Raw genomic sequence first — 17,558 nt, 5'->3', positions numbered from 1 at the left:
CTTAAGCAACAGAGTAAAACACTTTTCATGTCTCTTTAATCTCATAATATTGTATTAAAATTACTCTTGCAGTAGGATGCTAATAGAGTATTACTGCTTAAATAACAATAATGAGCAAAGCATGAGCACACCTATCTTTTTTGTTGGTGATTGGCAAGTAACGCCAGCAACAAATACCCTTCGCTTAGGCGATAGCATTAAGCAACTAGAACCCAAAGCAATGGATGTGCTGTTATTACTTTGTGAAAAGCAAGGTGAACTACTCAGCAGTGACGAAATAATAAATCATTGTTGGCAAAATATTGCCGTAGGTGACAACCCGTTACACAAAGTTATCACTCAATTACGTAAAGCCTTTAATGATAAAGCGAGCGATCCTAAATACATTGAAACCATTCGTAAACGTGGTTATCGTGTTATTGCTCCTATTCGGTTCCCCCTTGATGACGAGCAAAAAGCAAATAATACAACCTGGCAAGGTGACTCGCCTTTTGTTGGCTTAAGTGCATTTTCGCCTGAGCAAGCCAATGTATTTTTTGGTCGCTCCAAACAAATTGCCACCTTGCTACAACGTGTTTCAACACAAATTAGTTATGGACGCGCGTTTTGTTTATTACTTGGCTCAAGTGGCTCTGGTAAATCATCATTAGTCAACGCCGGTGTTTTACCAGCATTAATGAGTGGCGCCGGCTACGATGGTTTTCGGGTTGAATCATACTGTCAGCTCGATTTTGCCGATATTAACAAAGAGCGACTGTTTCTTGATTTAGCCTCGACCTTACTTGATTTAGAAATTAACCATACCCCTGTTTTCAACGATATTAGTGCAGATGCGCTATGCGAGTTGCTATTAACATCGCCAGAGCAAGTAATTGAACTATGTAAAAAAGCACTAAAGCAGCAAGCAAATCAAGTAAAACCCTACTTGTTTTTGTTTATTGACCGCCTTGAAGTCTTACTCTCATCAGCGTTATTTAGCGAGCAAGAGCGCAGTCAATTTCTCGCTTTAATAGAGTTGTTTGCTAGTAGTGATTGCATAATAATTTTTAGTGCCTGTCGCAATGACTTCTATCCCCATGTTGTCAACGAGCCAAGCTTAATGGCAGGCAAAGCCAATGGTGCTCATTTTGATTTACTCGCGCCCACACGCGCTGAACTCAAACAGATGATACGCCTTCCAGCTTTAGCTGCTGACCTTAAATGGCAGCTTGATCCTGAGCACCAAACACCACTAGATGAAATACTCTGTAACGACACCATTAATAACCCAGACGCCCTACCAATGTTGCAATACACCTTGCAACAACTGTATTTACAGCGCAGTGACAACGATGAGTTATTGGTTTCACACTACCAAGCACTAGGCGGTATTGAAGGCGCTATAGGCCAAAAAGCCGAACAGGTATTTACGCAATTACCCAAACCACAACAAGTTGAACTGGGTTTAATACTGTCTAGATTAATTACCTTAAACGCCGATGGTGAAACCCTCACTAGCCGCGCAGCACGTTGGGATGAGCTAAGCAATCCAGCGCAAAACCAATTAGTACAAGCGATGGTGGACAGCCGCTTATTTGTGTCACACCTTAAAAATGAGCAAGCCTGCTTTAGCTTAGCGCATGAAGCATTACTGCGTCATTGGCAACGTGCTATTAGTTGGATAAGCGAGCACCAAGAAAGCCTTGCGATAAAAAGCCGATTGCAACACGCTGCTGAGCGCTGGCTAAACGAGCAAAAACACCCTGACTTTTTATTAGCTCAAGGTAAACCACTGCAAGAAGCGCAAAGTATTGCCAATAGCTCACTGTTTAGGTTATCAAATTCTGAATCTGCTCTGCTTAAAGCCTCAAACAAAAAAACTAAACGTAATAAACGCTTACTACAATTAACCACTACGGTGTTTTTTGTTATCAGTGTCATTGCCATTACAATGAGTGTGCGCAGCTACCACGCTGAGCAAGTAGCCCAACAAAAACGACTAGAAGCAGAGAGCTTACTCGGCTTTATGGTAGGTGAATTTGCCGATAAACTGCGTAGTGTTAAACGCATGGACTTACTTGATGGCATAAGTAATAAAGCGCTGGAATATTTTACCAACCAAGCAGAAGAGCGCAGTTCTCTCTTTCGTTTTACCGACCAAAAAACAGACTTTAACAACCGCTTTCAATATGCACAAACCCTTGAGGCTATGGGAGAAGTGGCCTATTCCCGCGGTAAAACAGACGAAGCCTTTACCGCCTTTGAAAACGCCCGCACTCGTCTTGAGGCATTATTAAAAACCCAACCAAACAACATAGAGATACTCACGCTTGCAGGGGCTAATGCCTTTTGGTTGGGTCAACTTAATTATGACAACAGTGACTACGCCGCCACTGAGCCATTATTTAAAAAATACCACGCTTATAGTGAAACCATGTATTCGTTAGCACCGAATGACTTTAACTCCATTATGGAGCTATCGTACTCACATAATTCACTGGGGTCATTGTATTTAAAGCAATTTAACTATAACGCAGCAAAACAAAGCTTTACAAAGTCACTCACCCTTAAAAACAAGGCCCTTGAACTTAAACCAAACAATAAAAACTTATTGCGCGATAAAGCCGACACCATCAGCTGGCTTGCAAAAACAGAAGAGAGATTGGGTAACTTTAATGCAGCAGTAGATATGCTGGAAAATGCAGTTAGCGTGTTCAAAAAAATGGCTAATCACTACCCCAATGACGCAAGCCTTTTTTATATGTCAGCAAATATACACATGCAACAAAGTTACTTACTTAGCTATTTAACCGATAAACGAATAGCCTATCAAAAAGCTCTTTTTGCTAACAAAATTATAAACAAGGCTTTAGAGCAAGATCCAAAAGACAATAAATTTCAGCTAATGTATTATCGCTCTTTAGCGCACTTACTAATGCTGTCTAACGATAAAAATATTGATTTAAGAATAGAAGAAACTATTAAGTTCTTAAAATCACAAGGTTTTAATAATATCAGCCCTATCAATATACAAATTAGTCTGATTCACTATTTCATTGACAGAAACGCTTCCCTTAAAGCGCAAGAGTTATTAACAACCCTTGAGAGTGACGAAAACTATCAAAAGTATAGAGCAAATCAAATACAAACAGGCGATAACGTAGTGCTCATACGGGTAAACTTACTTAAAGCAAAAATAGCTGCAATCAGTGAACAGCGAGAGCAACTTTGCTTAAATGCACTTAATGACATTGCTCAAACAGTAAAAATCAGCCAAAGCGTTCACGTAACGTACCCACAGGTACAGGCGTACACCTGCTTAAACCGAGCAAACGAAATACCAGCAATAAAAGCAAACCTAGTTAAATTAGGCATTACTAATTTTAAGCTATAAGCATAAATACAAAAGGAAATAATATGAATACCACTCAAGAACAAATTAACTTTACTGTCAATATTGAACTAGACAGTAACGACAAGGCCAACTTTACATACTTTAAGGATAACAAAGAAGTTACTGGCGGTGGCGTTGTTAGAACCGAAACAGCGGGTATTTATAGCTTAAATGAAGCAACACTTGCTAAAGGTTTTTTATTCACAGGGGCAACTATCACCGATAAAGAAGGCAACTGTGCCAGCAACTTTACAACAAAAGTCAATGATAATGGTCAAGCAATCACCATTATCGACACCGATGAAAACCCCGGCACTGCCTGTTTAGTATTTCATGTTGAGTGCAATGAAAAGCCTTATTCAAGCCCTGATCCTCAAGTTATAAATGAAAAAGAACTTTAATTAACAACGCTTAATTATTGATTTTTAAATTGCATGGGGCTGATTTATTCCTGTGCAATTTTTATAAGCCAAACACCTTAACGCTAACACTTACACATTAATACCCGCAAAACCAATCCTTTAATAACTACTCTATAATAAAAACCAAAACTTGCGATTACTTAATGATTTAATATACGAAAAAATCTAATAGTAAATTGATCTATATATTAGAAAGCCCCTCATAAGCTGATGCCTGTTCGCTACCTTTAACATACTGGCGATGTTAGCAGTCTAACAGCAATTTTCGCCAGCTTAGTCAGCCTAAAACAAGCATGCTTTGACCTGCTTAAGTTAGGCTTATGCCATAATCCAAGAATAGTAAACAAAGGAAAAATGATTTACACCGGCGTACCGCATTAAATCAACCCTGCGAATAATAAAAATAAATCAATTAAATTCAACAACTTAAAAACAGAAGGTTACCAGAAGGTATATTTGCTGTTTTTTTCATAAATTAGTAGACACCAAAAACGTATAGCAAAGCGTAAAGGAATTAACGTGTCTAACCAAACTAATAATAACAGCCAACTGTTGGCTACAGATGCACAAACAAAGCAAGTTGGAAGTAGCCTGTCTACCTCTTTGTCTCATCTGCAATTTGGTTCTTTAATTGAATTGTTTAACGGCACAGCTGAAGGCATGTTTGTAATCGACCAACACGGTAATTTTGAGTTTGTAAACCCAGTAGCCGCACAATTGCTAGGAGACTCACAACAAGCGTTAATCAGCCAAAGTTTATTAGACTTTTTATATAATACTGATCGCGACAAATACATGTATACATTATTAAATTGGTTAGATATTAAAGACACTCGCCTTAACTTTGGCCCAAACGAAGTAAAAATAGCTAAATCTGATGGCAATATTATTGAAGCCGACTTATCTATTTCAAGTATTCCAAATAGCATAGCGAACGCACAAAAACTCTATTTATGTATTTTGCATGATATTAGCTCACATAAAGCTATGTATAATAAATTAAAAATACAGGCATCGACCGATCATTTAACTGGTTTAGCAAACAGGTTAACGCTCGATGAGTCATTAGAAAAATACTGGCAAGAAAGCATCCAAAGTAAACAAGCATTAAGCAGTATACTCATTGATGTGGATCACTTTAAAAAATTCAATGATACCTATGGCCATATTAAAGGTGATAAATGCCTGCAAAAAATAGCCAAAGTTATACTAGATTGCGCTCCTTCAAGAGATTGTTTGGCAGCGCGATACGGCGGTGAAGAGTTTGCAGTGATATTGCCACGCTGTAACCGTGAAAGCGCAAACGTAGTGGCAAAACATATACAGCAACAAATAAACACCATGACTTTTACCGATATTGGCCTACCGCCAGGCGTTAAAATTAGCGTTAGCCAAGGTATTGCCTGCGAAAACAATAACCAATACCGCACCTATGAAGCATTAATCTGCGCAGCCGACACCGCTTTATATAGAGCTAAGACCGACGGCAGAAATAAAATAATTGTCAGTGCGTAAACACCTGCTTAACATTATAAGAAATAGGTTAACAAGTCGTACTCGTTACACATATACTATACTTTAATGTTATTTGTTTGTTCCTAATTGGCTATATAGACTGCGCTAAAACACGATAGTCAGATGGGATCAACTATGACATTTTTTAAGAAATTACCTTTGCAACTCGCCATTGCAACTACACTTGGGGCTTCAGTGACTGCAATCGCTGCTGAACAGATAGTGGATACAACAGCACAAGAGGTTGAAGTTATTTCAGTCACTGGTACACGCCGTAGCTTACGCAGTATTGCCCAAAGCACAGTGCCTGTAGATTTATTAACAAGCCGCGACCTTGCAACAACAGGTCAGCTAGAAATCAGCCAAGTTCTTGCCGCACAATTACCGAGCTTTAATTACCCAAGTGCTACCCTTGCTGATGGCACTGATCATGCAAAACCTGCCGTGCTTCGTGGCCTCGCGCCAGATCACACTCTAGTGTTGGTCAACGGTAAACGCCGTCATTCAGGTGCATTATTAAATTTAGGTGGCACTGTAGGGCGTGGCTCAACTGCAGTCGATTTAAATAATATCCCAACCTCAGCTATCAAGCGCGTTGAAGTACTACGCGATGGTGCAGCTGCGCAATATGGTTCTGACGCCATTGCAGGGGTGATCAACATCATCCTTAAGGATGACGATGACGGTGGAACCGTTAGTTACACCTTTGGCCAGTACAACACACAAATGGCAGGCTCCCCCCAATTGTTAGGCACCAGCGCTGACCAAGCTGGCGGGTTAAGCTTTACCAAAGGCAGCGACCGTAAACTAAAAGATGGTATTTCACGTACTGCCAGTGCTAATGCTGGCTTTTCGTTGGCTGATAACGGCTTTATTAATATATCTATTGAATCGCGTAATAATGAACCGACCAATCGTTCTGGTATAGACGAACGTGAGCAATACAGCCGCGATGCAAATGATGCTTTAGACTCACGTGAATTTGACTTTGACCGCTATAACCACCGTTTTGGTAAAGCCGATATTGAAGACATCACCCTGTTTTACAACCTAGGCTACGATTTTGACAATTCGCTGTCACTGTATTCATTTGCTAGCTATTCAAATCGTAAAGGTAACTCAGCTGGTTTTTATCGCCGTGCGAGCGACATACGTAATTTACCTGAGGTTTACCCTGACGGCTTTTTACCACAAATTGATACTGACGTAGACGACTACTCATTTGCTATTGGCCTGAATGGCGAAACCAACGACTGGGCATGGGATGTAAGTACTAACTATGGTTTAAATGACTTTGGTTTAGGCGTAAGTAACAGTATAAATACCTCAATGGGCATAGATAGCCCTACCGAGTTTGATAACGGAGCATTAGTTTACGAACAATACCTAGTAAACATGGATGCAAACAACAGTTTTGACTTTGGCTTACCCGATGATGTGTTTGTTACTATTGGGGCTGAGTACCGCCACGAGAGATATCAAATAAAAGCCGGTGAAGAAGCTTCTTATATTACTGTACTTGATGAGAACGGTGATCCGGTTGCTGCTGGTGGTGCTCAAGTATTAGCCGGTTTTTCACCACAGAACACCGCTGATAGAAGCCGTCATAATATAGCTGTATTTGCTGAGTTTGATACTTATTTAACTGAAGATTGGAATGTTGTATTAGCTGGGCGCTTTGAAGATTACAGCGATTTTGGCAGTACCTTTACCTCAAAACTTGCATCACGCTATAGCATTAACGAGTCATTATCGCTTCGTGGCGCAATTAGTACAGGTTTTAGAGCTCCTTCGCTTGCACAAACTAGTTATAAATCTGTGAGCACGGTATTTGAAAACGGTGTTCCTAGTGAAGTTGGCTTATTCCCAGTAGATGAGCCAGCAGCAATAGCGCTTGGTGCCCGCGATCTTGATGCTGAAGAGTCGGTGAATATGACAGCTGGATTTATCTTTACTCGAGGTAATTTAAGCCTAACGCTTGATGCATACCGTATTGAAATTGATGATCGAATTGTGTTATCTGAAAATCTACAAGGAACTGAAGTTGAAGAAATTTTAGCTCAGTCAGGCGAGCTAAACACGCAAAGCGTTCGTTACTTCACTAATGCAATTGACTCACGCACGCAAGGGGTTGATATTGTGGCAACCTACTCGTTAAATTTAGAAAATTATGGTGATTTACGCTTAAGCGCTGCTGTGAACTTTAATGATACCGAAGTGACTCATGTAAAAGAAAACCCACCAGAACTTGAAGCACTGGGCGATGACTACGAGTATTTTGCTCGTCGTGAAATCACGCGCTTTGAAGAAGGCACCCCAGCCGATAAATGGAATCTATCAGCAACGTGGGATTTCGCTGATTTTCAAACAACATTACGCGCAACTCGCTACGGCGAAGTCACGGATACTTCAAGTACACCTGAAGGCGATGAAGTCATTGCAGCAAAATGGATCACTGATCTTGAAGTAGCGTATCGCCCATCTGAGCAATGGAAAGTGGCAGTCGGTGCGAACAACTTATTTGACCAATATCCACAAGATACGGTAAGTAATATTGGCTTTAGTGATTTTAATCAAATATTTAGCTATAGCCCGTTTACACCATATAGCCTAGATGGCCGCTTTATTTACGGCAATATCACTTATAGCTTTTAACTATGGTTAAGAGTAGCTTCTACAATAATTAGTTAAGGAAGGAGATGCCGACAATGATGATAACTTTATCATCATTGTCGAGCACTAAACAGCGCTTCTGCTGCCACTTAAAATTAAGCTGACTTCTTAAGTGCTTTTTTAAGCTTACCGATTTTTGCTTTTTGCTTAGCAACTTTTTCTTTACGTGCACTGATTTCTTTTTTGATTGATTTTACTTCTTTTTTAGCAAGTTTTACGTCACTTTTCTTAGCTTTAGCTGGCTTTTTTGACATTATTTTTCCTTTAAAATTAATGAATCTCTGGTTGCAGAGAAAGCCACAATATTATAAAAAAGTAGTAGTTAATAGCCTGCAACCACTTATTCACCAAAAATTCATAAACCCGCAATAAAACTGAAACCAATCAAACTAATAGCCGTAACCATTTCACAAAAATAATATAACTAAAAGTGCTAACCCTTTAAAGAAGTAACAAACTACCCAACCCTAAAAAGGTCACAAAGCCAACAATATCAGTGACAGTGGTTAGAATAACAGATCCAGACAAAGCAGGATCTATTTTCATTTTGTCTAAAATTGACGGTATAATAACCCCCGAAAGCGACGCGGCCACTAAATTCAACAGTATTGCGACCGTAATAGTAATACTGAGCATAACATCATTAAACCAAAGGTTAGTGAGTACACCTATAACAATAGCCCACACACAACCATTGACGGCCCCTACCCGTAATTCTTTTTTCAGCAATGCTTTACGATTCGAATCTGTTACTTGTCCCAGCGCTAAGCCTCGTACTATCACGGTAAGCGTTTGGCTACCTGCAATACCGCCCATTGACGCTACCACAGGCATTAACACAGCTAGAGCAACAACTTGCTCAATAGTGGCGCCAAACAAGCCGATAAACCACGAAGCCAAAAAGGCGGTTCCTAGATTAATACCTAACCAAATACCACGGTTTTTCGCTGATTTTGCAACGCTTGAGAACAAGTCTTCATCCTCACGTAAACCACCCGCTTTAGCAGCCGCTTCATCGGTCACTTCTTGGCGTAACTCGTAGGCTGAAGATACTTTTAATCGGCCAAGTAATTTATTGTCAGCATTAACTACTGGCATCGCCATTTTTTCACTGTGGATCACCACTTCTGCTGCCTCATATAGGTCATCATCAGCATGCAGTGAAGCTACATCTAAATTGGCATACTCTAATAATGAAGCTGATTCTGCGGCTTTTAATAAGTTATTTACACTCACTTCTCCAATAAGCGTGCCTTTTCGACTAACTAAATAAATCACTTCGGTAAACTGTGGCAGCCCTTTGTGTAAGATTTTTTGTGCGCCACCAACGGTCAGCTTTTCTGACACCTTTAAAGCGTCAAAATCAAGCCAGTGGCCCAGCTGTTCTGGATCAAACTGCTGCGCTAACTCATATTGTTTAGTTTGTACTTCATCAAGTTGCTGGCGAGCGTATGCTATAAAACGCTCAGGAATAAACTCTTCTAGCTCAAGCAGCTCTGCAACGCTTACTTCGTCTAATAATGTAAAACCTTGTGTTTCATTTAAGGTTTGTAATAGCCAACGACAACTATCACCGCCTAGATTTATAAATATTTCGTGCTGGGTGTCTTCATCAAGTAATTCCCACACCTCCAAGCGCTGCTCTTTTGGCAATGCTTCGAATAATAGCGATAAATGCTCAGTGGAGAGTTTTTCTTTAGCATCAGCTAATAATTTGTTTTTTCGTGCTGTGGTGTCGCACTGTAATAGCTCATCAATAAGCTGAGGGAGTTGATCAACTGGATACTCAATCATATTAAAACTCGATAAAAGATTGTAATAACATGAGTCTAACTTAGGGTGACTAAAATTAGCTATTATATTTTTAACTGACTCGGTGTAATGCCGGTCCAACGCTTAAAAGCGCGGCGAAAATTGGGTATATCATAAAATGCTAAGCGCTCTGCGACTTGCTCATTACCTTGCTGGCAAACCCCCAGTAAATGCAGAGCTTTGAGTTTATTTTGCTCATCTTGTAATTGCGAATAACTCATACCGTGTTGTTTTAACTTACGTTTAAACGTAGCTGGGCTCATTGCAAAGTATTGAGCACTATTGGCAAGGCTGTTGTTATTATCGTAATAAATACGCTTACAAACCGCTTCAACAAAAGAAACCGGAGACTTTAGGTACTGCTGGCTTTGTGCCAAACATTGTTGCCAACGTAATTTACTGGCTTGAGGGTTAGCGTATTTAAGGAGCTGCTTGTCAAAGTGCCAGCGAGTAAACGGTTGCTCAAACCGTACCCGTAAACCTAAATGCTGTTCATACTCTTGAATATGCCTTGGTCGTTTGCAGGTAAAGTCAAAATAACAGTGCGGATAGTGATTGCTAACCCTTTTGAGTAAACTCATAAACGCAGCGCTGTAAATTTCAAAGCAATAATTTTTTAATGATTCGTCCATACCAACACTTGGCTGTAAGTACAGATAAAAATCATCGTGAAAAATATGCTGGCGAGTAAAAAATAAAGGCGCAAGCGTGGCGCGAATTTGTTGCAATTGTTTTAACGCAGCACCAAGCGTCGGGCTTAAACGAACACTTTGCATTACCGAGCTAACATCATTAACCAATTGATGACCAAGTAAAAAGCCACTGTCGTTACTTTTCATTAAGGTTTTAAACTGGCTAATTAATGCTAATAGCTGCGACAAACTAAAACGCTGTGATAAATCATATAAGTCTTGCTCAAAAATACCCGTACCACGGAGCAACTTATGCAGCGGGATCCCACGTCCTTGAGCAAGTTCCACCAGCGCAGTTATAGTACCTTCAGCACTTATGTACTTATCATCTTGGCTAATATACTGTTGCACCTACAAGCGCCTTTTGTTGTTGTAGTTGTTGATGTAACTGGCTGGTTTGCTGCACTGGGTCTTGCGCTAAATCCATAGCCATTGTGGCAGTTAAAATATGCTGAAACTGTGCACCTTTGCTTTTTGCGACTTTAAACGCACAATGATTAAGGGCTGCTTTCATTTGCGCTAACAACTCTTTTGCTTGGCTTTGACTGGTACCCGACATAAGCACAATAAAGCAGTCACCCGCATAGCGGCATAACACATCATTCAAACGGCAATTCATTACTAATAAATCACTAATTTCTCGCAGTAACCTATCGCCTTCACTAAAACCAAACTGCGCATTAAACTTTGCAAAATCTCGAATATCAATAACCCCCAAAGTGGCGACTTGTTGCTCACTTTGGCGTTGCTGTATTAACGAATGTAAATAGTTAACTCGGTATAACCCTGTTACAGGGCAGACTTTTTCATGCTCTCTTAAATGTGCTTCACGCCGACGTAATTGACGGTTTAAAACAAACTGCTCTTGGTGCCAATAATAAAGCCCAACACTGGTTAGCAACATACCAAACGGTGCTGGTAATGATTCAAACCAAGTGAGCCATAATTGCGAAGGTTGTTTTAACCACTCATCAAGTAAATCAAGCGTGGCTGAAAACATAAACAAACCTAAACCCAGCACTAATAAGGTAGTTACTTTGCCTGGCGGGCGTGAGATAAGTAAAGCGATTATCCAGCTTAGGGTCATCAACACAATACCGCCTTCACCGACAATATCGAGCCATGTAATTTCTTGCCATTGCTTAAGTTCGCCAAAGTAAGCGCATATTGCTACAGCAATAACCAAGAATAAAATAATCGTATTAGTTAATTTTACATGGCTGGTAAATGGGTTATATCGCATGATATTGAATCTTCTTAAGCTTGGTTTGATCCATATGCTAGCGCGGGATCATTTTATACGTCAGGGTCATTTTGGCTCATTGATATGACATTCAGATTAAAGTTTATAAATAAATTATCTCGCAACAGCCATTTTTAGCGACCTTCAGCGCTGTTTTAAAAGCTCAAATAGGTATTAGAAAGCCTGTAAATAAAGATTTTTTCACTCATTAACGATGAAACTGTCACATTAGCGTCATTAACTTTTTTTAGTTTGCTCACCAAACCAAGGACAACCGGAGCAAATCAATGAAACAATTTAAATTAAATGCTGTTGTAACGGCATTAGCACTGAGTCAATTTAGTGTTAGCGTGAATGCACAAGAGCAAACATCGCTATCAGAGCCTGAAGTAAAAGTCTCTGAAGAGCTTGTTGTATATGGTGAGATTGGTTATCGCAACCGCTCGCAAGAATTAGCACCAACACTTGAATATTCACAAGAGTATTTTCAACGTTTTGAACCTCTCACAGCGGGCGATGCATTAAAGCGTGTTCCTAGTGTTACTTTTTTATCTGACGTACTTGAGTCTGACGGCGCACGTATGCGCGGTTTAAGCCCTGCTTACACAAAAGTACTTATCAATGGCGAGGAAGTGCCAGGTGCTGGCGCTGATCGCTCATTTTTTGTAGACCGTATTCCAGCAGAATTAATTGAGCGTGTAGAAATTATTCGTTCATCAAGTGCCAACCGCTCTGCCGATGCAATAGCGGGTACCCTTAACATTGTACTTCGCGATGGCTACAGCTTAGACGGTGGTTACATTCGCGCAGGTGGCTTACGCTATGATGACGGTGAGCTAAAAGAAAGCTTTGCCGGTGTTTACGGTACTGAGTTTGCAGGTGGCCGTTTACTATTAGGTGCTAATTTACAAGGTCGTTATAACCCAAAACAAAAATCAAGCATCCGTTATGGCGATAGCCCTGAAAATAACCCTAATTACGCTACAGATGATTTTGATAACCGTGAAGATCAATCTGATACCCGAGATGGTGATGACACATCACTCAATGCCAGCTTTGAAAAAGTATTTGATAATGGCGGCAAATTTGATATTAGCGCCATGTGGGTTGATACCGACCGTACCGAAGACGAACGCTCTTTTGAGTATGACGACGCAACGGCCACGTCAGGATCGGTTGTAGAAGGCGGTAATTTACTTTCTGATAACGCAAACGTTTCGTTTATTGACCAAACTAACTACAACATTAACTCAGGTTATGAATTACCGTTATTGGGCGGTACCAGTAAGTTCAAAGTAGGCTATGCAAGCTTTGAAGAGTCCGTTTACGAGCAAGAAGTTGAGCTTGATACATCCGAACTACCCATGGTTTTTGAAGAAGCAGAAGAAACCGTTGATATCGATGATAAAGAGTGGTCATTACAATGGCAGCACAGTTTACTAGTCGGTGATTCAAAAGAAATTCAGTTTGGTGCTTTTGTACAAGGTAAAGAACGTGACACCGCAATTTTTGAAGCTGAAGATGAGAGTGAGCAAACACTTACTAGCTGGGACCAATTTTACCAGACACCTATGTCACTCGCTGTATTCAATAACGAGTTTGAAGCAGTAGACGGAGGCGTTAATACGCTTGAAGAAGACCGCTTTGATTTATTTGCACTCATTAAACACGAAGCTGATGTGTTCTCATGGGAAATGGGTGTGCGTTGGGAGTCAACTGACTCAAGCATTAACGATACCAATGAGGGCGTAACAGCCGAAAATGATTATGACTTTTTCTTACCGTCGGCTCACTTTCGTTACAGCGTAAGTGATAATGGTCGGGTGAGTGCCTCTGTTGCACGTAGCTTACGTCGCCCTGACTTTGACTACATGACACCCGCCTTACTTGAAGAAGAACTCGCTGATAATGACTTTTTAGGTAACCCAAACCTTAAACCAGAATCATCTTGGGGTATCGATTTAGGCTACGAATACCGATTAGGTAAAAGTGGTGTTGTCGGTGTGAACGTATTCTATCGTGACGTTAGCGATTTAATCGAAATTGCCAGTACAGGTGTTGAAGGCTCTGAGGGCGAAGGTACATTTGTACTGCAACCACAAAATACCGGCGATGGCACAGTTCAAGGTATTGAGTTTGATTTATCAACCCCACTTAGCGCATTAAACATGCCTAACACCGGTATCTTCTTAAACTACTCTTGGCTCGACAGTGAAGTTGAAGACAGTTTTGGCAAGCGTAAATTTAACGACCAATCTGATTATGTTTATAACATTGGCTTTATTCAAGATTTACCAACATTACGTGCATCATTTGGTGCAACTTACCGCAACCAAGGTGATGCATACGGACGCTTTGTGGGTGAAGAAGTAACAACCTCTTACGGTGCTGACTTAGAGCTATTCGTTGAAAAGCGCTGGGATGACGTAACCCTTCGCCTAGTTGGTTCAAACTTACTTGATGCCAGTAAAGATGAAGTTTTCAACAAGTTTGACTCACTTGATGACCAAAACAGCCGTGACTTTGATGAGTACGAGCTTGAATCTGAAGAAGCAGGTCCTGTCATTCAGCTAATGTTACGTTACGCATTTTAATAACAGCCATAATCATATTAGGCACGTAATGGCTTGCTATCACGTGCTTTTTTGGAGTTAGAACATGTTTAAATTGTCTTTCATAGTGGCTGCCCTGAGCTCATCAGCGCTCAGTGCTGGCGAACCAGTTATATATAAAGATGAGCTTTATCAACAGCAAAAAATAACCAAATTAAATACGCTACCTGATAGCCTTAACTTTATGGTTATTGGTGATTGGGGACACAATGGCCACTTTTATCAAAAAGAAGTGGCTCACCAACTAGAGATAGCCATGTACCAAACCGATGCCGACTTTATCGTCTCAACTGGCGATAATTTTTATCCAAATGGCGTGGCAAGCGTTAACGATCCTCTTTGGCAATCAGCCTATGAAGATATTTACCACGGCCCGCACACATTTGAAGATTGGTACGTTGTTTTGGGTAATCACGATTACCTAGGTAATGCTCAAGCCCAAATTGACTACACAAATAAAAGTCAGCGCTGGCAATTACCAGCAAGGTATTACAGCAAAGCGTTTGAGCTTGAAAACAACGAGCAAGTATTGATGGTATTTTTAGATACCAACCCAATTCAGCCTGAATATAAAACCCGCGACAAATACCGTTCAACTCAAGGACAAGGTTATAAAACCCAGCTTACTTGGCTTGAAACCCAACTTGCGGGTAGTGACGCAAAATGGAAGATTGTGGTTGGCCATCACCCGCTTTATTCAAGTGGTAAACGTTTTGGTCGTAACCAAGGTCTTCGCGATATTTTAGAACCCATAATGGAGCGTCATAACGTGCAAGCTTATATCGCAGGACACGAGCACGACTTGCAATACAACCAACCTGAAAATAGCAATATTGCTCACTTTGTCTCTGGTGGAGGCAGTGAAGCACGCTTTGTGAAACAGCGTGAGTTTACCCGCTATGCAGAAGCAACCCCAGGCTTTTTAAGTGTATCAATCAATGGTGAAACACTCAAAGTTAGCGCTATCAACCATTTGGGTGAAGTACGTTTTAGCACTGAAAAGCACATTGGAAAGTAAAGGATAAAAAATGAAATTCAAACTAAATACAATCTCAACAGTGCTATCAAGCGCACTTCTTTTAACTGTACTCAACGGGTGTAGTAACCATAGAGAAGCCGTTCAAAACGAAGCGCTATTAGCAACAAGCTCTATCAAGGTAACGCCGTTTGGCCCACAACAAAATATGCAAGGGTCACAAGCGGCTGCTCTTGGTAATAATCAATGGGTAGTAGCAAGTGAAAGCCAAGGTTTATTACTTAGCGATAGAAAACAAAGCAGTGTGTTGTTGGCTGGTAACTTCGAGTCAATTTCACTGAAAAAAATATCGGCGCAGCATTTTATACTCGCAAGTCTTGATAACAATCAAGACAATGTCGTTATTTTTAATCTAGTCAACAATGCATCATCTTGGCAGCTAGAAGAGCTCACTCGCATTAGCCCACCTCAAGCTCAGCCTGATGCTGTGTGTTTATTTAAAAACAGTAATACCGAGACTGTATCAGCGTTTGTGCCGGATGTTCGAGGCCTGATCAGCGAAACTGTTATTTATGATTTAGCCACTAACCAAGCTAAAAACATTGCAGTACGTGAATTTTCTGCAGTAACGGAAGCCTCAGGCTGCGCCGTAAATGATGAAACTAAAACTCTGTATGTCGGTGAAGCAGAGCTCGGCGTGTGGGCAATTAATGCTGATGCCGAATCAGATGCCAATAAACAGCCTGTTGCTTTAGTTGAGCCGTACGGTGAATTAAACAGTGAAATCGGGGCTTTATCAGTATCACAAGACGGTACTTTATGGCTCAGTGCTACTGATGGCAATATGGTTTATGCCTATAATGCCCAAACAGAAAAGCTAAGCAAATGGTCACTAAGTGGCGAATTAGCAATTGAATCAGTTGCAACGAATTTGATTAATGATAATCAAGCACAGCTTGTTTTAATAGATGATGAAACGGGCGCATATATCGAAGCAAACGTTAACTACAGTGCGCAGCCTGCGCCTTCAAAAAATAAAGTTGCCATGACGCATATTCACGCCAATGCACAAACAACACCCGTTGCAGCATTTGGTGATGCAGCTGATGATCCGGCTATTTGGGTCAACCAGCAAGACGCTAAAAACAGCTTAATATTGGGCACAGATAAACGCCGTGGGTTAATGGTCTATGACCTTGAGGGTAACAAAGTACAGTCGCTAGATATTGGCCGCTTAAATAATGTTGATGTACGTCAACATCAAAGTATAAACAACCAAACCCATACTTGGATCACGGCCAGTAACCGAACACTTAACAGTATTAGCGTGTTTACTGTCGATAGCGAGAACAAAGTAAACCATGTGACAGAAGTAGCCACAAACCTAGCCGAAATTTACGGTATGTGTATGTACTCGTCTGATTCTGGTAATTATGTGTTCGTGAATGATAAGTCAGGTTTATTTCAACAATATAAACTAACAGGTAATCAAGCGAACTTAAGCGGCGAGTTAGTCAGAGAGTTTACCCTGCCAAGCCAACCTGAAGGCTGTAGTGCTGATGATAAGCGCGGCCAATTATTTGCCGGCGAAGAAGATAAAGGTATTTGGTATATCGGTGCTGAGCCTAGTGCTGGTAACAAAGCGCTCATGCTACAAGGTGTAAATGAGCAACTTGTTGCTGATGTTGAAGGCATGGAAATTTATCATGCTGGTGATACCCGCTATTTAGTCGTATCAAGCCAAGGCGATAATAGCTATGTGCTTTATAAAATCTCCGATGATACACAGCCTAACCTAAGCTTTGCAGGTAAGTTTAATGTAACTGCTAATTTAGATAAAGGGATTGATGGCGCAGGTGAAACGGATGGTTTAACCGTAACATCCGCTGCTTTGCCAGGTTACCCTGAAGGCATGCTTGTAGTACAAGATGGTTATAATCGTATGCCGCTACAACCACAAAACTTTAAAATTATTGACTGGCGCGAAGTGAAAAAAGCCATAAAATAATTTAAATAGAAAAATGCCGCTTAATTGCGGCATTTTTGTATTAAACAGTAGTAGTGCCTATCTTTAACTAAACGCTAAACGACCCTTTCTATATATACCCCTAAATATCGTCATTAACTGTTTTGTATGTATTGCAATTTAACTTAATGATGAGCTTATTAATCTCAATTCTCTTGCTCAAGAAATTTTTGCATCTTAGGATGATGTTTTATTATACAAAAAATGAAAAACT

Annotated in this window: 11 protein-coding genes; 7 read left to right on the top strand and 4 right to left on the bottom strand. The window is 40.5% G+C overall.

Features of this window, described 5'->3' with window-relative positions; all coding sequences use genetic code 11:
- Positions 1 to 121: 121 nt before the first annotated feature.
- From QMA12_RS00600 to QMA12_RS00585, 4 genes are all read left to right on the top strand, one after another.
- The gene (locus QMA12_RS00600) at positions 122 to 3,373 is read left to right on the top strand and encodes a winged helix-turn-helix domain-containing protein (RefSeq protein ID WP_290210076.1); all 3,252 of its coding nucleotides are present in this window, start codon (positions 122 to 124) and stop codon (positions 3,371 to 3,373) included.
- 23 nt (positions 3,374 to 3,396) lie between these two features.
- A complete protein-coding gene (locus QMA12_RS00595) occupies positions 3,397 to 3,774 on the top strand; it encodes a DP-EP family protein (RefSeq protein WP_290210077.1) in 378 nt (125 codons plus the stop codon).
- Between the two features lie 570 nt (positions 3,775 to 4,344).
- Positions 4,345 to 5,310: a GGDEF domain-containing protein gene (locus QMA12_RS00590; protein ID WP_290210140.1), complete on the top strand. Its 966-nt coding sequence runs from the start codon at positions 4,345 to 4,347 to the stop codon at positions 5,308 to 5,310.
- A 135-nt stretch (positions 5,311 to 5,445) separates the two neighbouring features.
- The gene (locus QMA12_RS00585; protein WP_290210078.1) at positions 5,446 to 7,965 is read left to right on the top strand and encodes a TonB-dependent receptor; all 2,520 of its coding nucleotides are present in this window, start codon (positions 5,446 to 5,448) and stop codon (positions 7,963 to 7,965) included.
- 113 nt (positions 7,966 to 8,078) lie between these two features.
- Here the strand turns inward: QMA12_RS00585 and QMA12_RS00580 are convergent, their stop codons facing one another.
- The 4 genes from QMA12_RS00580 to QMA12_RS00565 form a co-directional block, all read right to left on the bottom strand.
- On the bottom strand, positions 8,079 to 8,237 hold the full coding sequence (locus QMA12_RS00580) for a hypothetical protein (protein ID WP_290210079.1): 159 nt from the start codon (positions 8,235 to 8,237) through the stop codon (positions 8,079 to 8,081).
- Between the two features lie 187 nt (positions 8,238 to 8,424).
- On the bottom strand, positions 8,425 to 9,777 hold the full coding sequence (locus tag QMA12_RS00575) for a magnesium transporter (protein WP_290210080.1): 1,353 nt from the start codon (positions 9,775 to 9,777) through the stop codon (positions 8,425 to 8,427).
- A 62-nt stretch (positions 9,778 to 9,839) separates the two neighbouring features.
- On the bottom strand, positions 9,840 to 10,838 hold the full coding sequence (locus tag QMA12_RS00570) for an AraC family transcriptional regulator ligand-binding domain-containing protein (protein WP_290210081.1): 999 nt from the start codon (positions 10,836 to 10,838) through the stop codon (positions 9,840 to 9,842).
- The gene (locus tag QMA12_RS00565) at positions 10,822 to 11,730 is read right to left on the bottom strand and encodes a GGDEF domain-containing protein (protein WP_290210082.1); all 909 of its coding nucleotides are present in this window, start codon (positions 11,728 to 11,730) and stop codon (positions 10,822 to 10,824) included. Before QMA12_RS00565 ends, QMA12_RS00570 begins: the two co-directional genes overlap by 17 nt.
- Before the next feature lie 287 nt (positions 11,731 to 12,017).
- On the opposite strand from QMA12_RS00565, the gene QMA12_RS00560 reads away from it, so the two are divergent.
- From QMA12_RS00560 to QMA12_RS00550, 3 genes are all read left to right on the top strand, one after another.
- Positions 12,018 to 14,324 (top strand): TonB-dependent receptor, encoded by a 2,307-nt coding sequence (locus tag QMA12_RS00560; RefSeq protein ID WP_087532020.1) that lies wholly within the window; start codon positions 12,018 to 12,020, stop codon positions 14,322 to 14,324.
- Positions 14,325 to 14,388: 64 nt separating this feature from the next.
- Positions 14,389 to 15,360: a metallophosphoesterase gene (locus QMA12_RS00555; protein ID WP_290210083.1), complete on the top strand. Its 972-nt coding sequence runs from the start codon at positions 14,389 to 14,391 to the stop codon at positions 15,358 to 15,360.
- Positions 15,361 to 15,370: 10 nt separating this feature from the next.
- Entirely contained in the window at positions 15,371 to 17,326 is a 1,956-nt protein-coding gene (locus tag QMA12_RS00550; RefSeq protein ID WP_290210084.1) for a phytase, read from the top strand.
- Positions 17,327 to 17,558 lie beyond the last annotated feature (232 nt).

Origin of the sequence: Pseudoalteromonas sp. APC 3893, from assembly GCF_030408095.1 — a bacterium.
Lineage (GTDB): Bacteria > Pseudomonadota > Gammaproteobacteria > Enterobacterales > Alteromonadaceae > Pseudoalteromonas.
This window is presented reverse-complemented; position numbering and strand designations above follow the sequence as displayed.